At 53.3% G+C, this 14,351-nt stretch carries 18 protein-coding genes; 11 read left to right on the forward strand and 7 right to left on the reverse strand.

Annotated features, from left to right (window positions below):
• Positions 1–16 precede the first annotated feature (16 nt).
• Positions 17–706, forward strand: a complete 690-nt coding sequence (locus HCZ99_RS18950) for an orotate phosphoribosyltransferase (RefSeq protein ID WP_167448588.1) — start codon at positions 17–19, stop codon at positions 704–706.
• Between the two features lie 7 nt (positions 707–713).
• Here HCZ99_RS18950 and HCZ99_RS18955 read toward each other — a convergent pair whose 3' ends face one another.
• From HCZ99_RS18955 to HCZ99_RS18965, 3 genes are all read right to left on the reverse strand, one after another.
• Positions 714–863 carry an NAD(P)H-dependent oxidoreductase gene (locus HCZ99_RS18955; protein WP_368484287.1) on the reverse strand — a complete coding sequence of 50 codons (150 nt, stop codon included), beginning with the start codon at positions 861–863 and terminating at the stop codon, positions 714–716.
• Between the two features lie 8 nt (positions 864–871).
• Positions 872–1,567, reverse strand: a complete 696-nt coding sequence (locus tag HCZ99_RS18960; RefSeq protein WP_167448589.1) for a glutathione S-transferase family protein — start codon at positions 1,565–1,567, stop codon at positions 872–874.
• 71 nt (positions 1,568–1,638) lie between these two features.
• Positions 1,639–2,010, reverse strand: coding sequence for a VOC family protein (locus HCZ99_RS18965; RefSeq protein ID WP_167448590.1), 372 nt, complete (start codon positions 2,008–2,010; stop codon positions 1,639–1,641).
• Positions 2,011–2,142: 132 nt separating this feature from the next.
• Between HCZ99_RS18965 and HCZ99_RS18970 the strand changes: the two genes are divergently transcribed.
• The 5 genes from HCZ99_RS18970 (at position 2,143) to hemA (ending at position 8,192) form a co-directional block, all read left to right on the forward strand.
• Complete coding sequence (locus tag HCZ99_RS18970) at positions 2,143–3,009, forward strand: LysR family transcriptional regulator (RefSeq protein WP_254869749.1); 867 nt, start codon at positions 2,143–2,145, stop codon at positions 3,007–3,009.
• Positions 3,010–3,218: 209 nt separating this feature from the next.
• Positions 3,219–3,830 carry a hypothetical protein gene (locus HCZ99_RS18975; RefSeq protein ID WP_167448592.1) on the forward strand — a complete coding sequence of 204 codons (612 nt, stop codon included), beginning with the start codon at positions 3,219–3,221 and terminating at the stop codon, positions 3,828–3,830.
• 152 nt (positions 3,831–3,982) lie between these two features.
• Positions 3,983–4,825, forward strand: coding sequence for a universal stress protein (locus tag HCZ99_RS18980; protein WP_167448593.1), 843 nt, complete (start codon positions 3,983–3,985; stop codon positions 4,823–4,825).
• 185 nt (positions 4,826–5,010) lie between these two features.
• Positions 5,011–6,414, forward strand: a complete 1,404-nt coding sequence (locus HCZ99_RS18985) for an aspartate aminotransferase family protein (RefSeq protein WP_167448594.1) — start codon at positions 5,011–5,013, stop codon at positions 6,412–6,414.
• 560 nt (positions 6,415–6,974) lie between these two features.
• Positions 6,975–8,192, forward strand: a complete 1,218-nt coding sequence (hemA, locus tag HCZ99_RS18990) for a 5-aminolevulinate synthase (protein ID WP_167448595.1) — start codon at positions 6,975–6,977, stop codon at positions 8,190–8,192.
• A 277-nt stretch (positions 8,193–8,469) separates the two neighbouring features.
• Here the strand turns inward: hemA and HCZ99_RS18995 are convergent, their stop codons facing one another.
• Positions 8,470–8,607, reverse strand: coding sequence for a hypothetical protein (locus tag HCZ99_RS18995; RefSeq protein WP_167448596.1), 138 nt, complete (start codon positions 8,605–8,607; stop codon positions 8,470–8,472).
• A 58-nt stretch (positions 8,608–8,665) separates the two neighbouring features.
• Between HCZ99_RS18995 and HCZ99_RS19000 the strand changes: the two genes are divergently transcribed.
• From HCZ99_RS19000 to HCZ99_RS19015, 4 genes are all read left to right on the forward strand, one after another.
• Complete coding sequence (locus tag HCZ99_RS19000; protein WP_167448597.1) at positions 8,666–9,115, forward strand: hypothetical protein; 450 nt, start codon at positions 8,666–8,668, stop codon at positions 9,113–9,115.
• Between the two features lie 22 nt (positions 9,116–9,137).
• On the forward strand, positions 9,138–9,572 hold the full coding sequence (rnk, locus tag HCZ99_RS19005) for a nucleoside diphosphate kinase regulator (RefSeq protein ID WP_167448598.1): 435 nt from the start codon (positions 9,138–9,140) through the stop codon (positions 9,570–9,572).
• A 162-nt stretch (positions 9,573–9,734) separates the two neighbouring features.
• Positions 9,735–10,274, forward strand: coding sequence for a hypothetical protein (locus tag HCZ99_RS19010; protein WP_167448599.1), 540 nt, complete (start codon positions 9,735–9,737; stop codon positions 10,272–10,274).
• 88 nt (positions 10,275–10,362) lie between these two features.
• Entirely contained in the window at positions 10,363–10,869 is a 507-nt protein-coding gene (locus HCZ99_RS19015; protein WP_167448600.1) for a GNAT family N-acetyltransferase, read from the forward strand.
• Positions 10,870–10,958: 89 nt separating this feature from the next.
• On the opposite strand, the gene HCZ99_RS19020 is transcribed toward HCZ99_RS19015, so the two are convergent.
• Positions 10,959–11,702, reverse strand: coding sequence for an SDR family NAD(P)-dependent oxidoreductase (locus HCZ99_RS19020; RefSeq protein WP_167448601.1), 744 nt, complete (start codon positions 11,700–11,702; stop codon positions 10,959–10,961).
• A gap of 214 nt (positions 11,703–11,916) precedes the next feature.
• Here HCZ99_RS19020 and HCZ99_RS19025 point away from each other — a divergent pair, with 214 nt between their 5' ends.
• Positions 11,917–12,633, forward strand: a complete 717-nt coding sequence (locus HCZ99_RS19025; RefSeq protein ID WP_167448602.1) for an SOS response-associated peptidase — start codon at positions 11,917–11,919, stop codon at positions 12,631–12,633.
• Between the two features lie 148 nt (positions 12,634–12,781).
• Here the strand turns inward: HCZ99_RS19025 and HCZ99_RS19030 are convergent, their stop codons facing one another.
• Positions 12,782–12,970, reverse strand: a complete 189-nt coding sequence (locus HCZ99_RS19030; protein WP_167448603.1) for a hypothetical protein — start codon at positions 12,968–12,970, stop codon at positions 12,782–12,784.
• Positions 12,971–13,162: 192 nt separating this feature from the next.
• Entirely contained in the window at positions 13,163–14,020 is an 858-nt protein-coding gene (locus HCZ99_RS19035) for a universal stress protein (protein ID WP_167448604.1), read from the reverse strand.
• Positions 14,021–14,351 lie beyond the last annotated feature (331 nt).

The following is a 14,351-nucleotide window of genomic DNA, read 5'->3' on the forward strand; positions in this document are numbered from 1 at the left end:
AGAGGGTAAATCTGCCATGACCACCCAATCGCCGACCGCACATTGTTCATATGCTGCTAAAACCGTTGCCAAGATTTTGCTAGATATCGGGGCCGTTAATTTCCGCCCGGAAGAAGCCTATATCCTGACATCTGGCTGGGCCAGCCCGGTTTATATCGACTGCCGCAAACTGATTTCCTTCCCGCGTGCCCGCCGCAAAGTCATCGAACTTGCCGCACGTCAGGTATCTGACAAAGCCGGTTACGAGGCATTTGACGCGGTTGCAGGCGGTGAAACCGCTGGCATCCCTTATTCCGCATGGCTTGCCGATCAGCTTGACCTGCCGATGCAATATGTCCGCAAAAAACCCAAAGGGTTCGGACGTAAGGCCCGTATCGAAGGCGACATTCACGAAGGCCAGCGCGTCCTGCTCGTCGAAGATCTGGCAACCGATGGCGCATCGAAAGTCAATTTCGTCAATGCCATCCGCGAAGCTGGTGCGGAATGCAAACACGCCTTTGTCGTGTTCTTCTATGACATCTTCGAAGGTGCGCTTGAAGAACTGCGCAAAGACGACATCGAAATGCATTACCTTGCCACCTGGGCAGATGTTTTGGCCGTCGCCGAAGAAGGCGAATATTTCAGCAAGGACGCCATCGAAGGTGTGCGTTCTTTCCTGAATGACCCGATTGGCTGGTCCAAAGCAAATGGCGGCAAGCACGACTAAGCTTGCATCAACCATAAAAAACGCAAACGCCCGCCGAACTTTTGGCGGGCGTTTTGTTTTCGCGATCAATCCAACTTTTCATAATTGCTGGCATCAACCACCAACAGGTCGGAAACATCAAAACCAAGGTATCTGCACCTTCGATCCGTTGCTGCACCGCCAAACTTAAGACGTTAAAAGCCGCGTCGGCACCATGGATAGTCGCCGGCCAAGGTAGCCGTCCTTACGTGTGATGAATTTCTGCATGTCGACAAGGTAACTTTTTGGCACCACATTCCGCACAATGTCATCCGCCAAAAGCCGGCTGGACCAGTCTTTGATGCTGTCCAATACGGCATAAAGATCACGGTTCAAACCGATTGCCAGCACCGGGAAAGGCCGAAATACCGTTGCAAAGACAAAATCAAGCATGCCAAGCTTGCCTTGCACCCCAGCGGGTTTCGCCTCGATATAGCCAGCAAGAATCTCAAGCCGCTGGGTTATCTGATGCATCGTGGCGTCGACGGCATCTTCGGTGGCGACCTGATAGATCAATGTTGCGGTTAACGCCAAAACCTGTTCGCCAACCGCGATCAGTGATCGATGTTGACCGCGTTCATAAGGGTCCGACGGAAACAAAGACTTGCCCGTCACATCATCAAGATATTCGCAAATTGCCGCTGCCTCAAACAGCACCGATCTTTGGTCTATCACCAAAACCGGGACCTTGCCGGTCGGGTTTATCTCAAAAAGCCACCCCGGTTTATCATCAAGCGAGATATCAATCCGTTCGTGTGCAATCGATTGGGCCGCCATGACCATAGCAACGCGCTGCACATAGGGACACAAACGGTGCCCCACAAGCCGAAAATCCGGGTACATCACACATCCCCAAAATGTGAAAACTCTGAAAACCGTTCACAACAACAGCCCGTGGCTGTCGGAATGGCGTGCTATCCCATGAAATGGATGTTCAGTTTGTTGCCATCCAGATCGCGAAAATAAGCCGCATAAAACCCGTCATCGGTGCGCGGCCCGGGCGCGCCTTCTGATGTTCCGCCCAATGCCAGCGCCTTGTGATAGACCTCGTCGACCTGCTGGCGCGACGTTGCCGCCAACGCAATCATTGTGCCGTTTCCAATGGTGGCCGGTTTGCCATCATATGGCACATGGACGGAAAAGCATGGGCTGTTGGCCCCTGTTCCCCAGACGATAAAATCAGAAACGACCATAACGCGGCCCGCCCCCAAAACGCTGAGCAAATCGTCGTAAAATGCGCCAGAGCGCGGCAGGTCATTGGTTCCAACGGATGTATAGCCAATCATCGCAAAATCCTTTTGCTTTTCGGGTCACTGTTTCGCTGGAACAAAAATACAGAATTGCAAATTTGCAATACATACGCGATCTTGAAATCATAAATTGCAAATTTGGAATTTTTGTCGATGGATTGGAATTACATGAAATCCTTTCTCGCCATCGCCGAGACAGGATCGCTTGAACAAGCATCACAAAAAATGCGCGTAAGCAGCACAACCGTTTTCCGGCATATTCATGCGCTGGAAAAAGAAACGGGTGCGCGACTGTTTGATCGGGTGCGCGGCCATTATCAGTTGACCGAGGCTGGCGCAGATATGCTGCAGCCCGCCCGGCAGATCATGAACAGTTTTGATGCGATCAATCATCACATCTCCGGGCGCGACATTTCGCCATCCGGACTTGTCCGCATTACGGCCCCCACAAGCTTTTCATATTTCCTGTTACCTGATTGCTTCGCCCGATTTCGCGAAACGTATCCGGACATTCAACTTGAACTTCTGGCAAGCAATCAGGAATTCAACATGACGCAACGCTATGCCGACATCGCCATTCGCATTGCCAGCCATCCACCCGATCATTTGGTCGGCCGCGAAATCCGCACAATCAGTTGGGCCATTTACGGTACCCCCGATGATGCCGCGACCGACGATCTGGATTTCCTCTTGCAGCAGGACTTTATCGGCGCCTGTGGAACGCTGCGCAGTCACCCGGTGTATCAATGGTTTGAAAAATCCCACCGCGGCGAAATTCATCAGCAATGCGATGACCTGATCGCGATGGCCCACTTGGCACGGGCCGGAAACGGCTTTGCCTGTTTACCGACGGACCTTGCCGTTCCCGGCCTCAAACGTCTTACCCTGCTAAACGATATTGCCCCTAACCGATTATGGGTCTTGACCCACCCCGATCTTCGTCAGGTCGAACGGATTAAACTGACCATGCGCTGGATCGCCAACACCCTGAAAAACGATCCGAAATTATCAACAACCGAAAGACAAACAGCGTAATGCAAACGTGATACCGGCCGGTCGCCGTAATTTCACGGGTCATGCGCTCATCAAGCACGCTTTCCTTTGGCCTTTTCTGGACAGCCGCATAAAGTCAGTTCAATATGTTGGACAATAAAAGCAAAGTCGTAGCCGCCATACGACTGACTTTCGGGATAACGCGATTGCGCGACCGCGGCGAAACCGCCCACGGTCTAAGGAGCAACCACATGTCGATCTGCAAAAACACAAAAACACTTACGATGATTGCACTGACATGTGCGCTTTCGGCCTGTCTGCCCGCGTCGCAACAGCCGGTCAGCGTTGCCAATGACAGCCAGACCATCGTCACCCCATGGGGCACGACATCAAACGCACAGGCCAATGCCGTTCAACCGATGGCATCGACCCCGGGTGCAACCACCGACAATCTGGTGATGATGAAAGACCCCAATCGCGCCATGCTGGGCCAAATGCAACAGCAGCAGCTTGATGAAGCCCGCATCGCATTGGGCATTCTTGATCGCATGGCGCAGCGCTGTGTACAGCAAGGCGATGCCGCGTCATGTGTCACCTTGCAACAAAACTGGGAACCGCTTTCCCAGCAGCTTCATAAGAGCCTGTCGGTGCTTTCGGGTGACAACATGAATATGAACATGCCCATCGCCGATCCAACCATAAACAATGCGCCAAGCCAAACCTTGGCACCACAACAGCCAGCACCGCGCACCGTCACCGTGCCACAGGGCCTGATTACAAACGGCACGACCAGCCTGGACGCCACCGAAACCCCGCAAATGGAAAAAGTCATTCCCATGATCCAACCGGGCACGGACGGATAAGGCGACAAAAAATGGTCTGAAATTTTTCTATTTGAGATAGAGCAAAGACCACCAGCCTGCCCTAGCATTATTCTTACTCCATATCGACTGGGCCTGTTTGTGATCCGCACCGTGCTGGTGGGGTTTACTGGCCTTACAATGGAGACAGTCTCATGTATCGGGATATTCTTGTTCACATCGACAATACGCCGGCCTGCAGCGAACGACTTGCAGTGGCCCTCAAAGTTGCTAAGGCTCAACAGGCGCATCTGACGGGTTTGTTCTTGCTGCCCTATGCCGATATTCCGCGCTTCATGGAAGTTCAAATTCCCGAAGAAATCATTCGTCAGCAACGCCAAGCCATGGCGGATCAGGGCAAAGTCGCCCAAGGCATGTTTGAAAAAGCCTGCGCCGAAGCTGATGTTGAATTTAGCTGGCAGCAAACATCCTGTGCCGCGACCGAACTTGCCGATACCGCGGCGATGTATGCCCGCCACCATGATCTGACGATCTTGGGCCAACATGACCCCGACAGCAGTGATTCCTGCTCTGTCTCTGAAATGCCCGACAAAGTTGTTTTGACCGCAGGCAGCCCGGTTCTGATCGTGCCTTATGTTGGCAAATTCGACACAATCGGCGAACGCGTTTTGATCGCGTGGAAACCATACCGTGAGGCCGTCCGTGCTGTGAATGACAGCATGCCGTTCCTTGAAAACGCGAAAAAGGCTGTTGTTCTGTGCGCGGACCCGAACAAGGGCGCACGCGATACCCTGCCGGTACCCGGTGTTGATATTGCCGATCGCCTTAAACGCCACGGCATTAGTGCAACCAAGGAAACCATGAATGCATCTGGCATCAGTGTTGGCGACCTTCTGTTGTCCCGTGCTGCGGATGAAAGTGCCGATCTGATTGTGTGTGGTGCCTATGGCCGTCCGCGTCTGCGCGAATTGATGATGGGTGGGGTCACCCAGCATCTTCTGCGTCACATGACCGTTCCGGTCCTGATGTCTCACTAATTCACACAAAGACCTGATTTACAAACCGGCCGGAATTTTTCGGCCGGTTTTTTTGTATCTGCGTATGTCTTTGGTCAAAACTGCCGCACCGCACAGAATTAACATTGCGCCCGACCAAACTGGGATTAATGTGCAAGAAAGTCTAAATTGGGTTTCAGGATCCCCCACGAAATAAGAGGTTCGCTATGACCATCGACGCCACCAACGTCAAACCGACCGTCGGCCCCACTGTTCCGGGAAATTCCGATGCCAGCCGCGACGTCGCAAGCTATCTGCATCCATACACCAATCTGGTCACCCATGAAAAAAAAGGCCCGCATATTATTACCGGCGGGCATGGTATTTACGTGACCGATGATTCGGGCCGTGACCTGATCGAAGGCATGGCAGGTCTGTGGTGCACGTCGCTTGGCTTTGACGAAAAACGTCTGGTCGACGCCGCCACCAAGCAGCTCAATACCCTGCCCTATTACCATACCTTTGCTTCCAAAAGCACAAACCCGGCGATTGATCTGGCCGAAAAGCTGCTTGAAATCGTGCCAGTCCCGATGTCGAAGGTTTTCTTCGCCAATAGCGGATCAGAAGCAACCGATTCCGCCGTCAAGATGGTCTGGTATTATCACAATGCCATCGGCCAGCCCGAAAAGAAGAAAATCATTTCACGGAAGAAAGGCTATCACGGGGTCACGGTGGCCTCTGCATCCATGACCGGCCTTCCCGGCAATCATAAGCTGTTTGACCTTCCGATTGACCGCATCCTGCATACCGAAACGCCCCATTACTGGCGCGAAGCCCAACCGGGCGAGGAAGAAGAAGATTTTGCCACCCGTTTGGCCGAACAACTTGAAGATCTGATCCTGGCCGAAGGCCCCGAAACCGTTGGTGCCTTTATCGCCGAACCAATCATGGGTGCAGGCGGCGTGATTGTCCCACCGCGCACGTATTTTGAGAAAATTCAGGAAGTCCTCAAACGCTATGACGTCCTGTTTATTGCCGACGAAGTCATTTGTGGCTTTGGCCGGACGGGCCGGATGTTTGCCACCGAAACCTTCCGCCTCAAACCCGATATGATCACGGTCGCCAAACAGCTTTCATCGGCCTATCAGCCGATTTCGGCCCTATTCATCAATGACAAGATTTATCAGGCGGTCAAAAAGGGCTCGGACGAAATCGGTGTCTTTGGCCATGGCTTTACCTATTCCGGGCACCCGGTCGCCGCGGCCGTCGCACTTGAAACCATCAAGGTGTATGAAGATGACGGCATCATTGACCATGTCCGCGAAGTTATGTCGCCGTTCCAAAAACGCCTCAAAGGCCTCAATAAGTTCGAACATATCGGCGAAACCCGGGGTCGTGGTCTGATTGGGGCGTTTGAACTGGTTGCTGATAAATGCGCCAAAACGCCGTTTGAACCCTATGGTGCTGCGGGCAAGGCCGTTGCCGCCATCTGCCTTGAACATGGCGTGATCTTGCGCGCCTTGGGCGACACGGTTGCCTTCTGCCCGCCGCTGATCATCACCGAAGAACAAATCCACGACATGTTTGATAAGGTCGAAGCAGCTTTGACCGAATGGCATAGCAGCCTGTAAGCGGTTTTCGCTACGCTGACCAGAGCCAAAGACGCCCTGTGCATTTGATCGTGTGCAGGGCGTTTTTCTATGGACGACACACGCTTAAACCCCTGTAAAATCAGCATTCCCGCCCAAACGCCGCATACAGTAAAACCGCGTAACGCGATAGTAGCAGCCGCGTCGGACATCGGTTTTCCGATAAGTTTCCCAAAACATGATCGATTTAAACTATCATTTGAATTGATATAATTATGGGGCCAAATGCGTTCAAATCCTTGCCAAATGTTGCCAACGGGCCCAAATTGACAACGACGGCAAGACGGGGTACTCCCCAAGATGAGATTGACACATAAAAGATGGACGCCCTCTCTGACCGGATGGTTCCAAAGAATTCTGGAATCGCTTTAATTTTTGACAAGGGTCAATGCTAAGTCGGATGCCATGCCCGATAAGGTACCCATCAAGGCCCGGTCGAACCGGACGACATGTTTGAAATCAGCGTGCTGATCAGAACAAGACCAGAGCTTCGCGGTGTGAAATCCCGTACCGCTGCGAAGAGACAGGCGAAAGAAACAAAGATGAATTATAACAACTTCTTCAAAGATGCGATTTCTGGCCTCAAAGCAGAAGGTCGTTATCGCGTATTCGCCAATCTTGAACGTATTGTCGGCAAATTTCCCAAATCCGTCTACCACCCGGAAAATGGCGAAGCGCCCCGTGAAATAACGGTTTGGTGCTCGAACGATTATCTTGGAATGGGCCAACATCCCAAGGTACTTGAAGCCATGGAACAAACCGTTTCGGGCCAAGGTGGTGGTGCGGGCGGCACTCGTAATATTTCCGGCTCCAACCATTTGCACGTCGCGCTTGAGCAAGAGCTCGCCGATCTGCACGGCAAGGAATCGGCCCTTTTGATGACGTCGGGCTATGTCGCGAACTGGACCACGCTTTCTACTTTGGGCTCCAAACTGCCTGATTGCGTGATTATCTCCGACGCGCTGAACCACAATTCCATGATCGAAGGCATGCGCCATTCCAAGGCCGAACGCCGCATCTGGAACCACAACGACGTCGAACATCTCGAAGCCATCCTTAAGGAACTTGGCCCGGACCGCGCCAAAATCGTTGCGTTCGAGTCGGTTTATTCCATGGATGGCGATATCGCGCCGATCGGTCAAATCCTTGATCTGTGCGAAAAATACAACGCAATTTCCTATCTCGACGAAGTCCATGCGGTTGGCATGTATGGCCCACGCGGCGGCGGCGTTGCTGAACGCGATGGTGTCATGCACCGTGTCGACATCATTCAGGGCACCTTGGCCAAGGCGTTTGGCGTCATTGGTGGCTATATCGCGGGCAAACCAGAAATCATCGATTTCGTGCGCAGCTTCGGGAACGGCTTTATCTTTACCAGCTCCCATCCGCCAAGCATTGCTGCGGGCGCGCTGGCGGCTGTTCGTCACCTTAAAAGCAGCGACGCCGAGCGTATTGCACAAAAAGAACGTGCTGAAACCCTGCGTGAACGCATGCGTGCCGCCGGTCTTCCCGTCATGGATGCGCCAAGCCACATCGTGCCGCTGATGGTTGGCAATGCCGCCATGTGCAAAGAAGCCAGCGACCGTCTGCTGTTTGAACACGACATCTATGTGCAGCCAATCAACTACCCAACAGTACCGCGCGGCACCGAACGCCTGCGCTTTACCCCGGGTCCGCTGCATAATGACGAACTGATGGATCAACTGATCGACTCGCTGCTCACCGTCTGGAGCCAGCTTGGCATTTCAAAGGCTGCCTAAGCCAGACGCGCTTCAGCCTTTTCGGTTACAGTCCTAAAAGCAAAACCGGTGCAGCCAATGCGCCGGTTTTGCTTTTGTGGGAATCCCCCAACCAGGTGATGACCACATTTACAGCGGACATTTCCAGCCACTGTGTTAAGCTGGTTTCGTTATGTTAAAGCATGAATTGAACGTTCGTTTTGTGATCAATGCAGGTTCCCTGCTCGCAGGAACTTCACCCCGAGTGGGGTGAGGAACGTTTTCCTATACCTGCACTCGGGGTTTTGAAGTCAAACCTTCAATAACCTTTGACGGACATCCCCACGGATCGTCCCGCAGGCAGGATCACAATGACACCGCGCAAAAACCATGCTTTGGGTGGTACTTCGGATGCTACGGTGACGCACACCACGGCACGCAGTCCATCCCACAACATTCATCCCCCCACGATCAGCCGACCGCGCACCTTCAAACGCTTGGAATCCCTGCGCCCCATGACAAGTTGTCTGTGCGCCAAGGACTTCACCCGGCTTGAGAAAATGCGTCACGAAACGCCGCCACTCGACGTTTTACTGGGTCGGCTGCTTTGCACCAAACTGGCCGATGCACGGCTGCTCGACGATATGGATGACGGGCACCTTTATGCCGCGGTTGGGGATATTATTTCCTATTCGCTCAATAACGGGCCTATGCAGACCGCCCGCCTTGGCATCCCCACCGCCCCGCAAAGCCAGTTTGAGGGCGCCCCAAACGAACCTGGGGCGAAAGATCTAACCTATCTCGATCTTCGCAGTTTTGTCGGGATCACGGTCATCGGCCTTAAACCCAATCAACATGCCAAACTGCTTTCAAGCGATTGCACCGTTGGCACCTTAACCCTTCACGATATTAACCGGCGTTCTGGCGGGGACAGTACCCCCATGCCCAAAACGCCCCCACTTTAGTGACAAGAAAGAAGCTTTTGAAATGCACGACACCGCAACCACCTTTGCCAAAGCCAAATCTGGTGACCCGGCAGTTTTCATTGATCAGGCCATCGCCGATCAGCTTGAAAACCTGGCCCTTGCCAATATCGAACGGCAACCGCTGGCGGCCAACCGCTTGCTAGAAGAAATCGACCGGGCGAAGATCCTTGCCCGGTCGGAACTGCCCCCCGATATCATCACCATCGGGTCCAATGTCACATTTCGCGATAATGCGACGGGCAATGCGCAAACCGTCACCCTTGTCATGCCGACCGAGGCCGACATCACCCGTCAGCGTATTTCCATCATGACGCCCGTCGGCGCGGCATTAATCGGGATCGCCAAGGGCGACACCATCTGGTGGCAGACACCCGACAAAGAACTGCGTGAACTGACAATCACCGACGTTGTAACGCCCGAAAATAGCGATGACTAAGCACAGGATGGTTATATTGCGGGGCAATACCGATCACCGCTTGTTTGCGCAATCGGATTTGTGATCTATATGTACCGGTGTCGGGATTATTCCGGCACCGGACCATTGCAATTAATAACCGTTCGCGTTAACGTCGGGCCTGTACACACACAGGGACCGCTCATGTATTCGGATAGAACCTTGCTTCCCAAAGAATGTCTGCGCTTATGCGCGCTCGGCACCCTTGCCCTTTCAGATAAACCGATCAGCTATGCTGATCTGGCCAACTCTGTGCGTCATTTCATGTCCCATATGATGGGCCCATCGCTTGATATGATGGGAAGCTCGTTGCAGCTTCTGAAACTTGAAGGGCTGGTCAAGGAAGATACCAGCAACGGATCGTTTTCCGATGCGCAGCTTGTCCTGACCAAACAGGGTCACGACAAGTTTATTGAGCTGATGCAAGGAAACCTGCGTGATACATCGGGCGAATTATCGCGCCTGATCATGGCGCTTAAAATGCGCTATTTGCATTTGCTTGATCCCGATATCCGTCGTGAACAGATCGAAATTCTGCAAGATGTGTGCGAGTTGGACCTTGAACGTGTTCTTGCCCTTCGCGAAGAACACGCCAACGAAGCCGCCAATTTCACCGGCTGGCTTGAGATGGAAGTCAAACGTCTCGAACAAAAGAACGAATGGTTGAAAAGCCTACTCGCCTAAGTCAACCTTGCTCTGACGCGTTTTCCCGCTATAGTCGAAAGTGATGATCCGCAGGAAGCAGATCACATGTCACAGGCAGGTACGACACATGCAGATTCGTGAAGAGACCGAAACTGACATACCGGCAATTCACGCACTTCTGGCCAGTGCCTTTGAAACGGCACCCCATAGCCAGCAGACAGAACACCTTATTGTCGACGCGCTGCGTGAAAAAGGCCAACTGACCCTTTCCCTGATTGCCGAAGAAGATGACGAACTGATCGGCTGCATCGCCTTTTCGCCCGTCAAAATCAATGATGTGAACTGCGCCTGGTATGGACTTGGACCGGTTGCCGTACTGCCCGTGCGTCAGGGGTTTGGCGTCGGATCAGAACTGATCCAAAGCGGCATCCGACATTTACGCGCCGATGATGCCGCCGGCTGCGTTGTTCTGGGCGAACCAACCTATTACAGCCGATTTGGCTTTGCCCCCCTTCCCGATCTGAAACTTGACGGGGTGCCCGACAAATATTTTATGGCCCGGCCACTGATTGATGACGTTCCATCGGGCATCGTCACCTACGATCCGGCATTCAACATATCCCAAAAAAAATAAGGCAGCCTCGATTGGGCTGCCTTTGTATTTTGGGGATCATCCACCACGCCTACCGCTTGACCGCAGTTCGACGATCAACGCGTTGCCGATCAATAAAGATGCTGCCCACCGGTGACAAAGATTTCCGTGCCAGTGACATAACTGCTGTCATCCCCGACCAGATAATGCACTGCGGCTGCCACATCTTCGGGGGTGCCCATACGGTTCATCGGAATGCGCGGCACCAGGGCCTCATATTCCGGTGAAATCATGTCTGTTTTGATTTCACCAGGCGCAACGGCATTGACCCGCACGCCAAGCTCGGCAAACTCCACCGCCATTTCTCGCGTCAGCCCCGACAGGGCGGCTTTGGACGTGGAATAGGCAGACCCGGCAAACGGATGCACATAGTGCCCGGCAATCGATGTGATGTTGCAAATCGCCCCTTTCCCACGATGCAAGGCGGATGCAAAGCCACGTGCAAGGGTCAATGGGGTAAAGAAGTTAAGCTCAAACACATCACGCCACGCGGCGATATCCCCGTTCAAACAGCCAAGCCGTTCCTTATAGGGCGTCTTTGGTGACACACCGGCATTGTTGACCAACGCATGCAGCGGATCATCGCCAAGCACCTCATTGGCTTGGGCGATAAAGGCATCAACATCCTCGGGCTTGGACAAGTCTGCGCGAATGTGAATGCCCTGTGCCGGGTCGCGCGGGCAACTGGGCGGCGGGGCTTCGCGGGAACAACAAATAACCCGCCAACCACGCTGGGCAAAATACCCCACGGTGACGTGGCCAATGCCACGGCTCGCACCTGTCAGGATAACTGTTTTCGGGGCTGATTTACTCATGATGTGGGCTCTTTATGTGGCGTGCGCATGCGAAACGGCATGTGATCCTGTTGTTATAGCATCCCCGGTCAAACCATTGAAGGAAATGCCCTGTTTTTTTATCCTGCTGACCCCAACTTTTTTGCGGCCCGAATGAAAGGTAGGTCGCCACGCAAGGTTTGGCAAAGCCACCAGCAGGTATTATTCTGTCGGCATCACGATCATGGGTCCCCAAATGTGCAGCCGATTTGACCTCAACATCGACATCCGTGCCTTTCAGGTGCAATTGGGTCTGGATATGGAAGATATCCGCCGCATGGTTTCCCATGGCGGCTTTGATGGATCAAATGATGCCAACGCTCCGGACCATTCAGACCCAGACAATGCGGATGACGCGAGCGAAACCGCTGCCGCGTTTGATGGCCTCACCGGCACCAGGCGCCCGACCGACCCCATCGCCGTCATTCTTACAAGCCGCAAATTGGGACTGCGTCGTTGGGGCTTAACCGGTGGCAACCTGACCGCGCCGCTGATCAATGCCCGCGCCGAAACGCTGGATCAAAAACCGACCTTTCGTCCGCTTTTGGCCCGGCGCTGCTTGATCCCGGCAACCGCGTGGTATGAATGGCGCAAAGACGGCGGTGCAAAGCGTAAAAACCACATCACGCTGCCAGATCATCAACCGTTTCTATTCGCCGGATTGGAAAACGGCACAGAGGCCACCATCATCACCTGTGCGCCCTCAACTGCGATTGCCCATATTCACAATCGCATGCCCGTCGTGATTGGCCCCAATCATATCAATGCGTGGCTTGATCCATCGGTCGCGTTTGACCAAACCCGCCATATGCTGACCGCCCTGCCCGACCATGTATTGGCCTGGCACGAAGAAGCCCCCACTGCGCCCAAAACCAAGCACAATGACGATCAAATCAGTCTTTTCTCGAAATAGGAAATATTTGGGGGATCGGGCGAACACCGCCCCAAAGGCCAACGTCTTTGGCCGTGGCTGGAACATAAAACCAGCACGCAAGCTTTTTGCCGTCAAACAGTCCGGATAAAAACAGAAGCACAATTATCCGCAAAAGTGCTTCGTTGGCTTATTTGCCGTCAATATCGCTGGGACCACAAGGCGCAACCTCACAGCCACCGGCAGCTTCACTGCCCGCGCCATTTTGCCCGGCAAGCGCCGCACCAAGATCCGGCACACCGATTTGCAATTTATTTAGTTCATGCGCCAAGTCATCTGACATGGCTGCGAAATCAATGATATCGCGAAGTGACAACATGGGAATCCCCTAGCAGACGCTTTTCCTCTTTGCGGAACGCCTCGTTTTTCGGGGCTCCGTCTTTGATAACCCTCGACCTATTCTCTCGCAGATGCAACAAAAAAAGGCGCATCGAAATGCGCCCTTCCCGTCCTACTCAAAAGAATAGGACATTTATCATCGGAAATTCATATGGTTACGGTGACCATTACGTCAGTGCATAATCCAAAGCGGCAAGGTGCATTTTGCCAGCATATCCTGCGTCACACCGCCAAGGATCATTTCCTTGAACCGGGAATGGCTATAAGCGCCAAGGACAATGCAATCGGCACCGCACTTTTCTGCCTCTGACATCAAGGTATTAGCAACATTTCCCGCTTCGGTATGCTCGACCACCCCGGCCTCGACTCCGTGCCAACGGAATTGCTCGGCCAGCTCGCGCGCACTTGCCCGGCCGTACGGAACATCACCAACACTGACAATCGTCACAGTTTTTGCCGTCCGCAAAAGCGGCATGGCCGATGTCACTGCCCGCGCAGCTTCAACCCCGCCATTCCACGCGATCATGGCATTTTCGCCAATCGTCGCCGGCGGATCTTGCGGCGCAACAAGGATCGGACGCCCGGTTTCCATCAATGCCGCATCAAAGGTCAGCGATGCCGATGCTTCCTTGGGATCGCGGCCAATCACAACCAGATCAAACAGACGACCACGGCGCGCTACTGTTTCGTCTTCGCGGCCGTTATCTTTGCGCCATGCGCAGGTTGGTTTGGTCTGGGTCGCGGGTGTTTCAGTAATTTCGATACCAGCGGCTTGGACCGCGGCCTTAAATGCCCCCAATCCATTGGCTTCGCGTTTATCCGTTTCGGTTTCTGCCGCACGGATCATTTCTTCAATGATCAGGCCCGACATGCCTTCGCCAACGATGGGAATGGAATCTTGTGGTTCGGCGGCGACAAAAAGCGCCTCAAGATGCGCATCAAACCGTTTTGCTGTACGAAACGCCAAATCCATAACACGGCGATCGATTTCCGAACCGGCTACTGGCGCCAGAATTGTTCTTATTGCCATTGCACTCACTCCCGACTGTCATCTTGTGAACAGTGCCTGCGCCTGATCCATATACCAAACTGCAGGATCGGCCCTATCTTGCCATGTCTGACCAGATTGATCCTTGTCCAAGATCAAAAATATTGCGCTGTAATTATTCGTTCAACGCGCTATAGAAGCAAGATCAGCTTGTATAAATCTGTTTGATAGAATGCCTTGCGACCTAATTGTATCATTTATAGTCCCGATTACGATGACTGTTTCAAGGCAAGATGAAAATGCACCGGCCCAGACACCTGCAAAACGGGCCGGGAAGTGCATATATACTGAAAACGAATATTAAAAATGGAAT

Source organism: Thalassospira lucentensis (assembly GCF_011806425.1).
Lineage (GTDB): Bacteria > Pseudomonadota > Alphaproteobacteria > Rhodospirillales > Thalassospiraceae > Thalassospira > Thalassospira lucentensis_B.

Bases quoted from the DNA above. Each gene is read 5' to 3' on its own strand.
- HCZ99_RS18950 (WP_167448588.1), top strand. From the start codon at position 17: ATGACCACCCAATCGCCGACCGCACATTGTTCATATGCTGCTAAAACC.
- HCZ99_RS18960 (WP_167448589.1), bottom strand. From the start codon at position 1,567: ATGTACCCGGATTTTCGGCTTGTGGGGCACCGTTTGTGTCCCTATGTG.
- HCZ99_RS18965 (WP_167448590.1), bottom strand. From the start codon at position 2,010: ATGATTGGCTATACATCCGTTGGAACCAATGACCTGCCGCGCTCTGGC.
- HCZ99_RS18970 (WP_254869749.1), top strand. From the start codon at position 2,143: ATGAAATCCTTTCTCGCCATCGCCGAGACAGGATCGCTTGAACAAGCA.
- HCZ99_RS18975 (WP_167448592.1), top strand. From the start codon at position 3,219: ATGTCGATCTGCAAAAACACAAAAACACTTACGATGATTGCACTGACA.
- HCZ99_RS18980 (WP_167448593.1), top strand. From the start codon at position 3,983: ATGTATCGGGATATTCTTGTTCACATCGACAATACGCCGGCCTGCAGC.
- HCZ99_RS18985 (WP_167448594.1), top strand. From the start codon at position 5,011: ATGACCATCGACGCCACCAACGTCAAACCGACCGTCGGCCCCACTGTT.
- hemA (WP_167448595.1), top strand. From the start codon at position 6,975: ATGAATTATAACAACTTCTTCAAAGATGCGATTTCTGGCCTCAAAGCA.
- HCZ99_RS18995 (WP_167448596.1), bottom strand. From the start codon at position 8,607: ATGTTGTGGGATGGACTGCGTGCCGTGGTGTGCGTCACCGTAGCATCC.
- HCZ99_RS19000 (WP_167448597.1), top strand. From the start codon at position 8,666: ATGACAAGTTGTCTGTGCGCCAAGGACTTCACCCGGCTTGAGAAAATG.
- rnk (WP_167448598.1), top strand. From the start codon at position 9,138: ATGCACGACACCGCAACCACCTTTGCCAAAGCCAAATCTGGTGACCCG.
- HCZ99_RS19010 (WP_167448599.1), top strand. From the start codon at position 9,735: ATGTATTCGGATAGAACCTTGCTTCCCAAAGAATGTCTGCGCTTATGC.
- HCZ99_RS19015 (WP_167448600.1), top strand. From the start codon at position 10,363: ATGCAGATTCGTGAAGAGACCGAAACTGACATACCGGCAATTCACGCA.
- HCZ99_RS19020 (WP_167448601.1), bottom strand. From the start codon at position 11,702: ATGAGTAAATCAGCCCCGAAAACAGTTATCCTGACAGGTGCGAGCCGT.
- HCZ99_RS19025 (WP_167448602.1), top strand. From the start codon at position 11,917: ATGTGCAGCCGATTTGACCTCAACATCGACATCCGTGCCTTTCAGGTG.
- HCZ99_RS19030 (WP_167448603.1), bottom strand. From the start codon at position 12,970: ATGTTGTCACTTCGCGATATCATTGATTTCGCAGCCATGTCAGATGAC.
- HCZ99_RS19035 (WP_167448604.1), bottom strand. From the start codon at position 14,020: ATGGCAATAAGAACAATTCTGGCGCCAGTAGCCGGTTCGGAAATCGAT.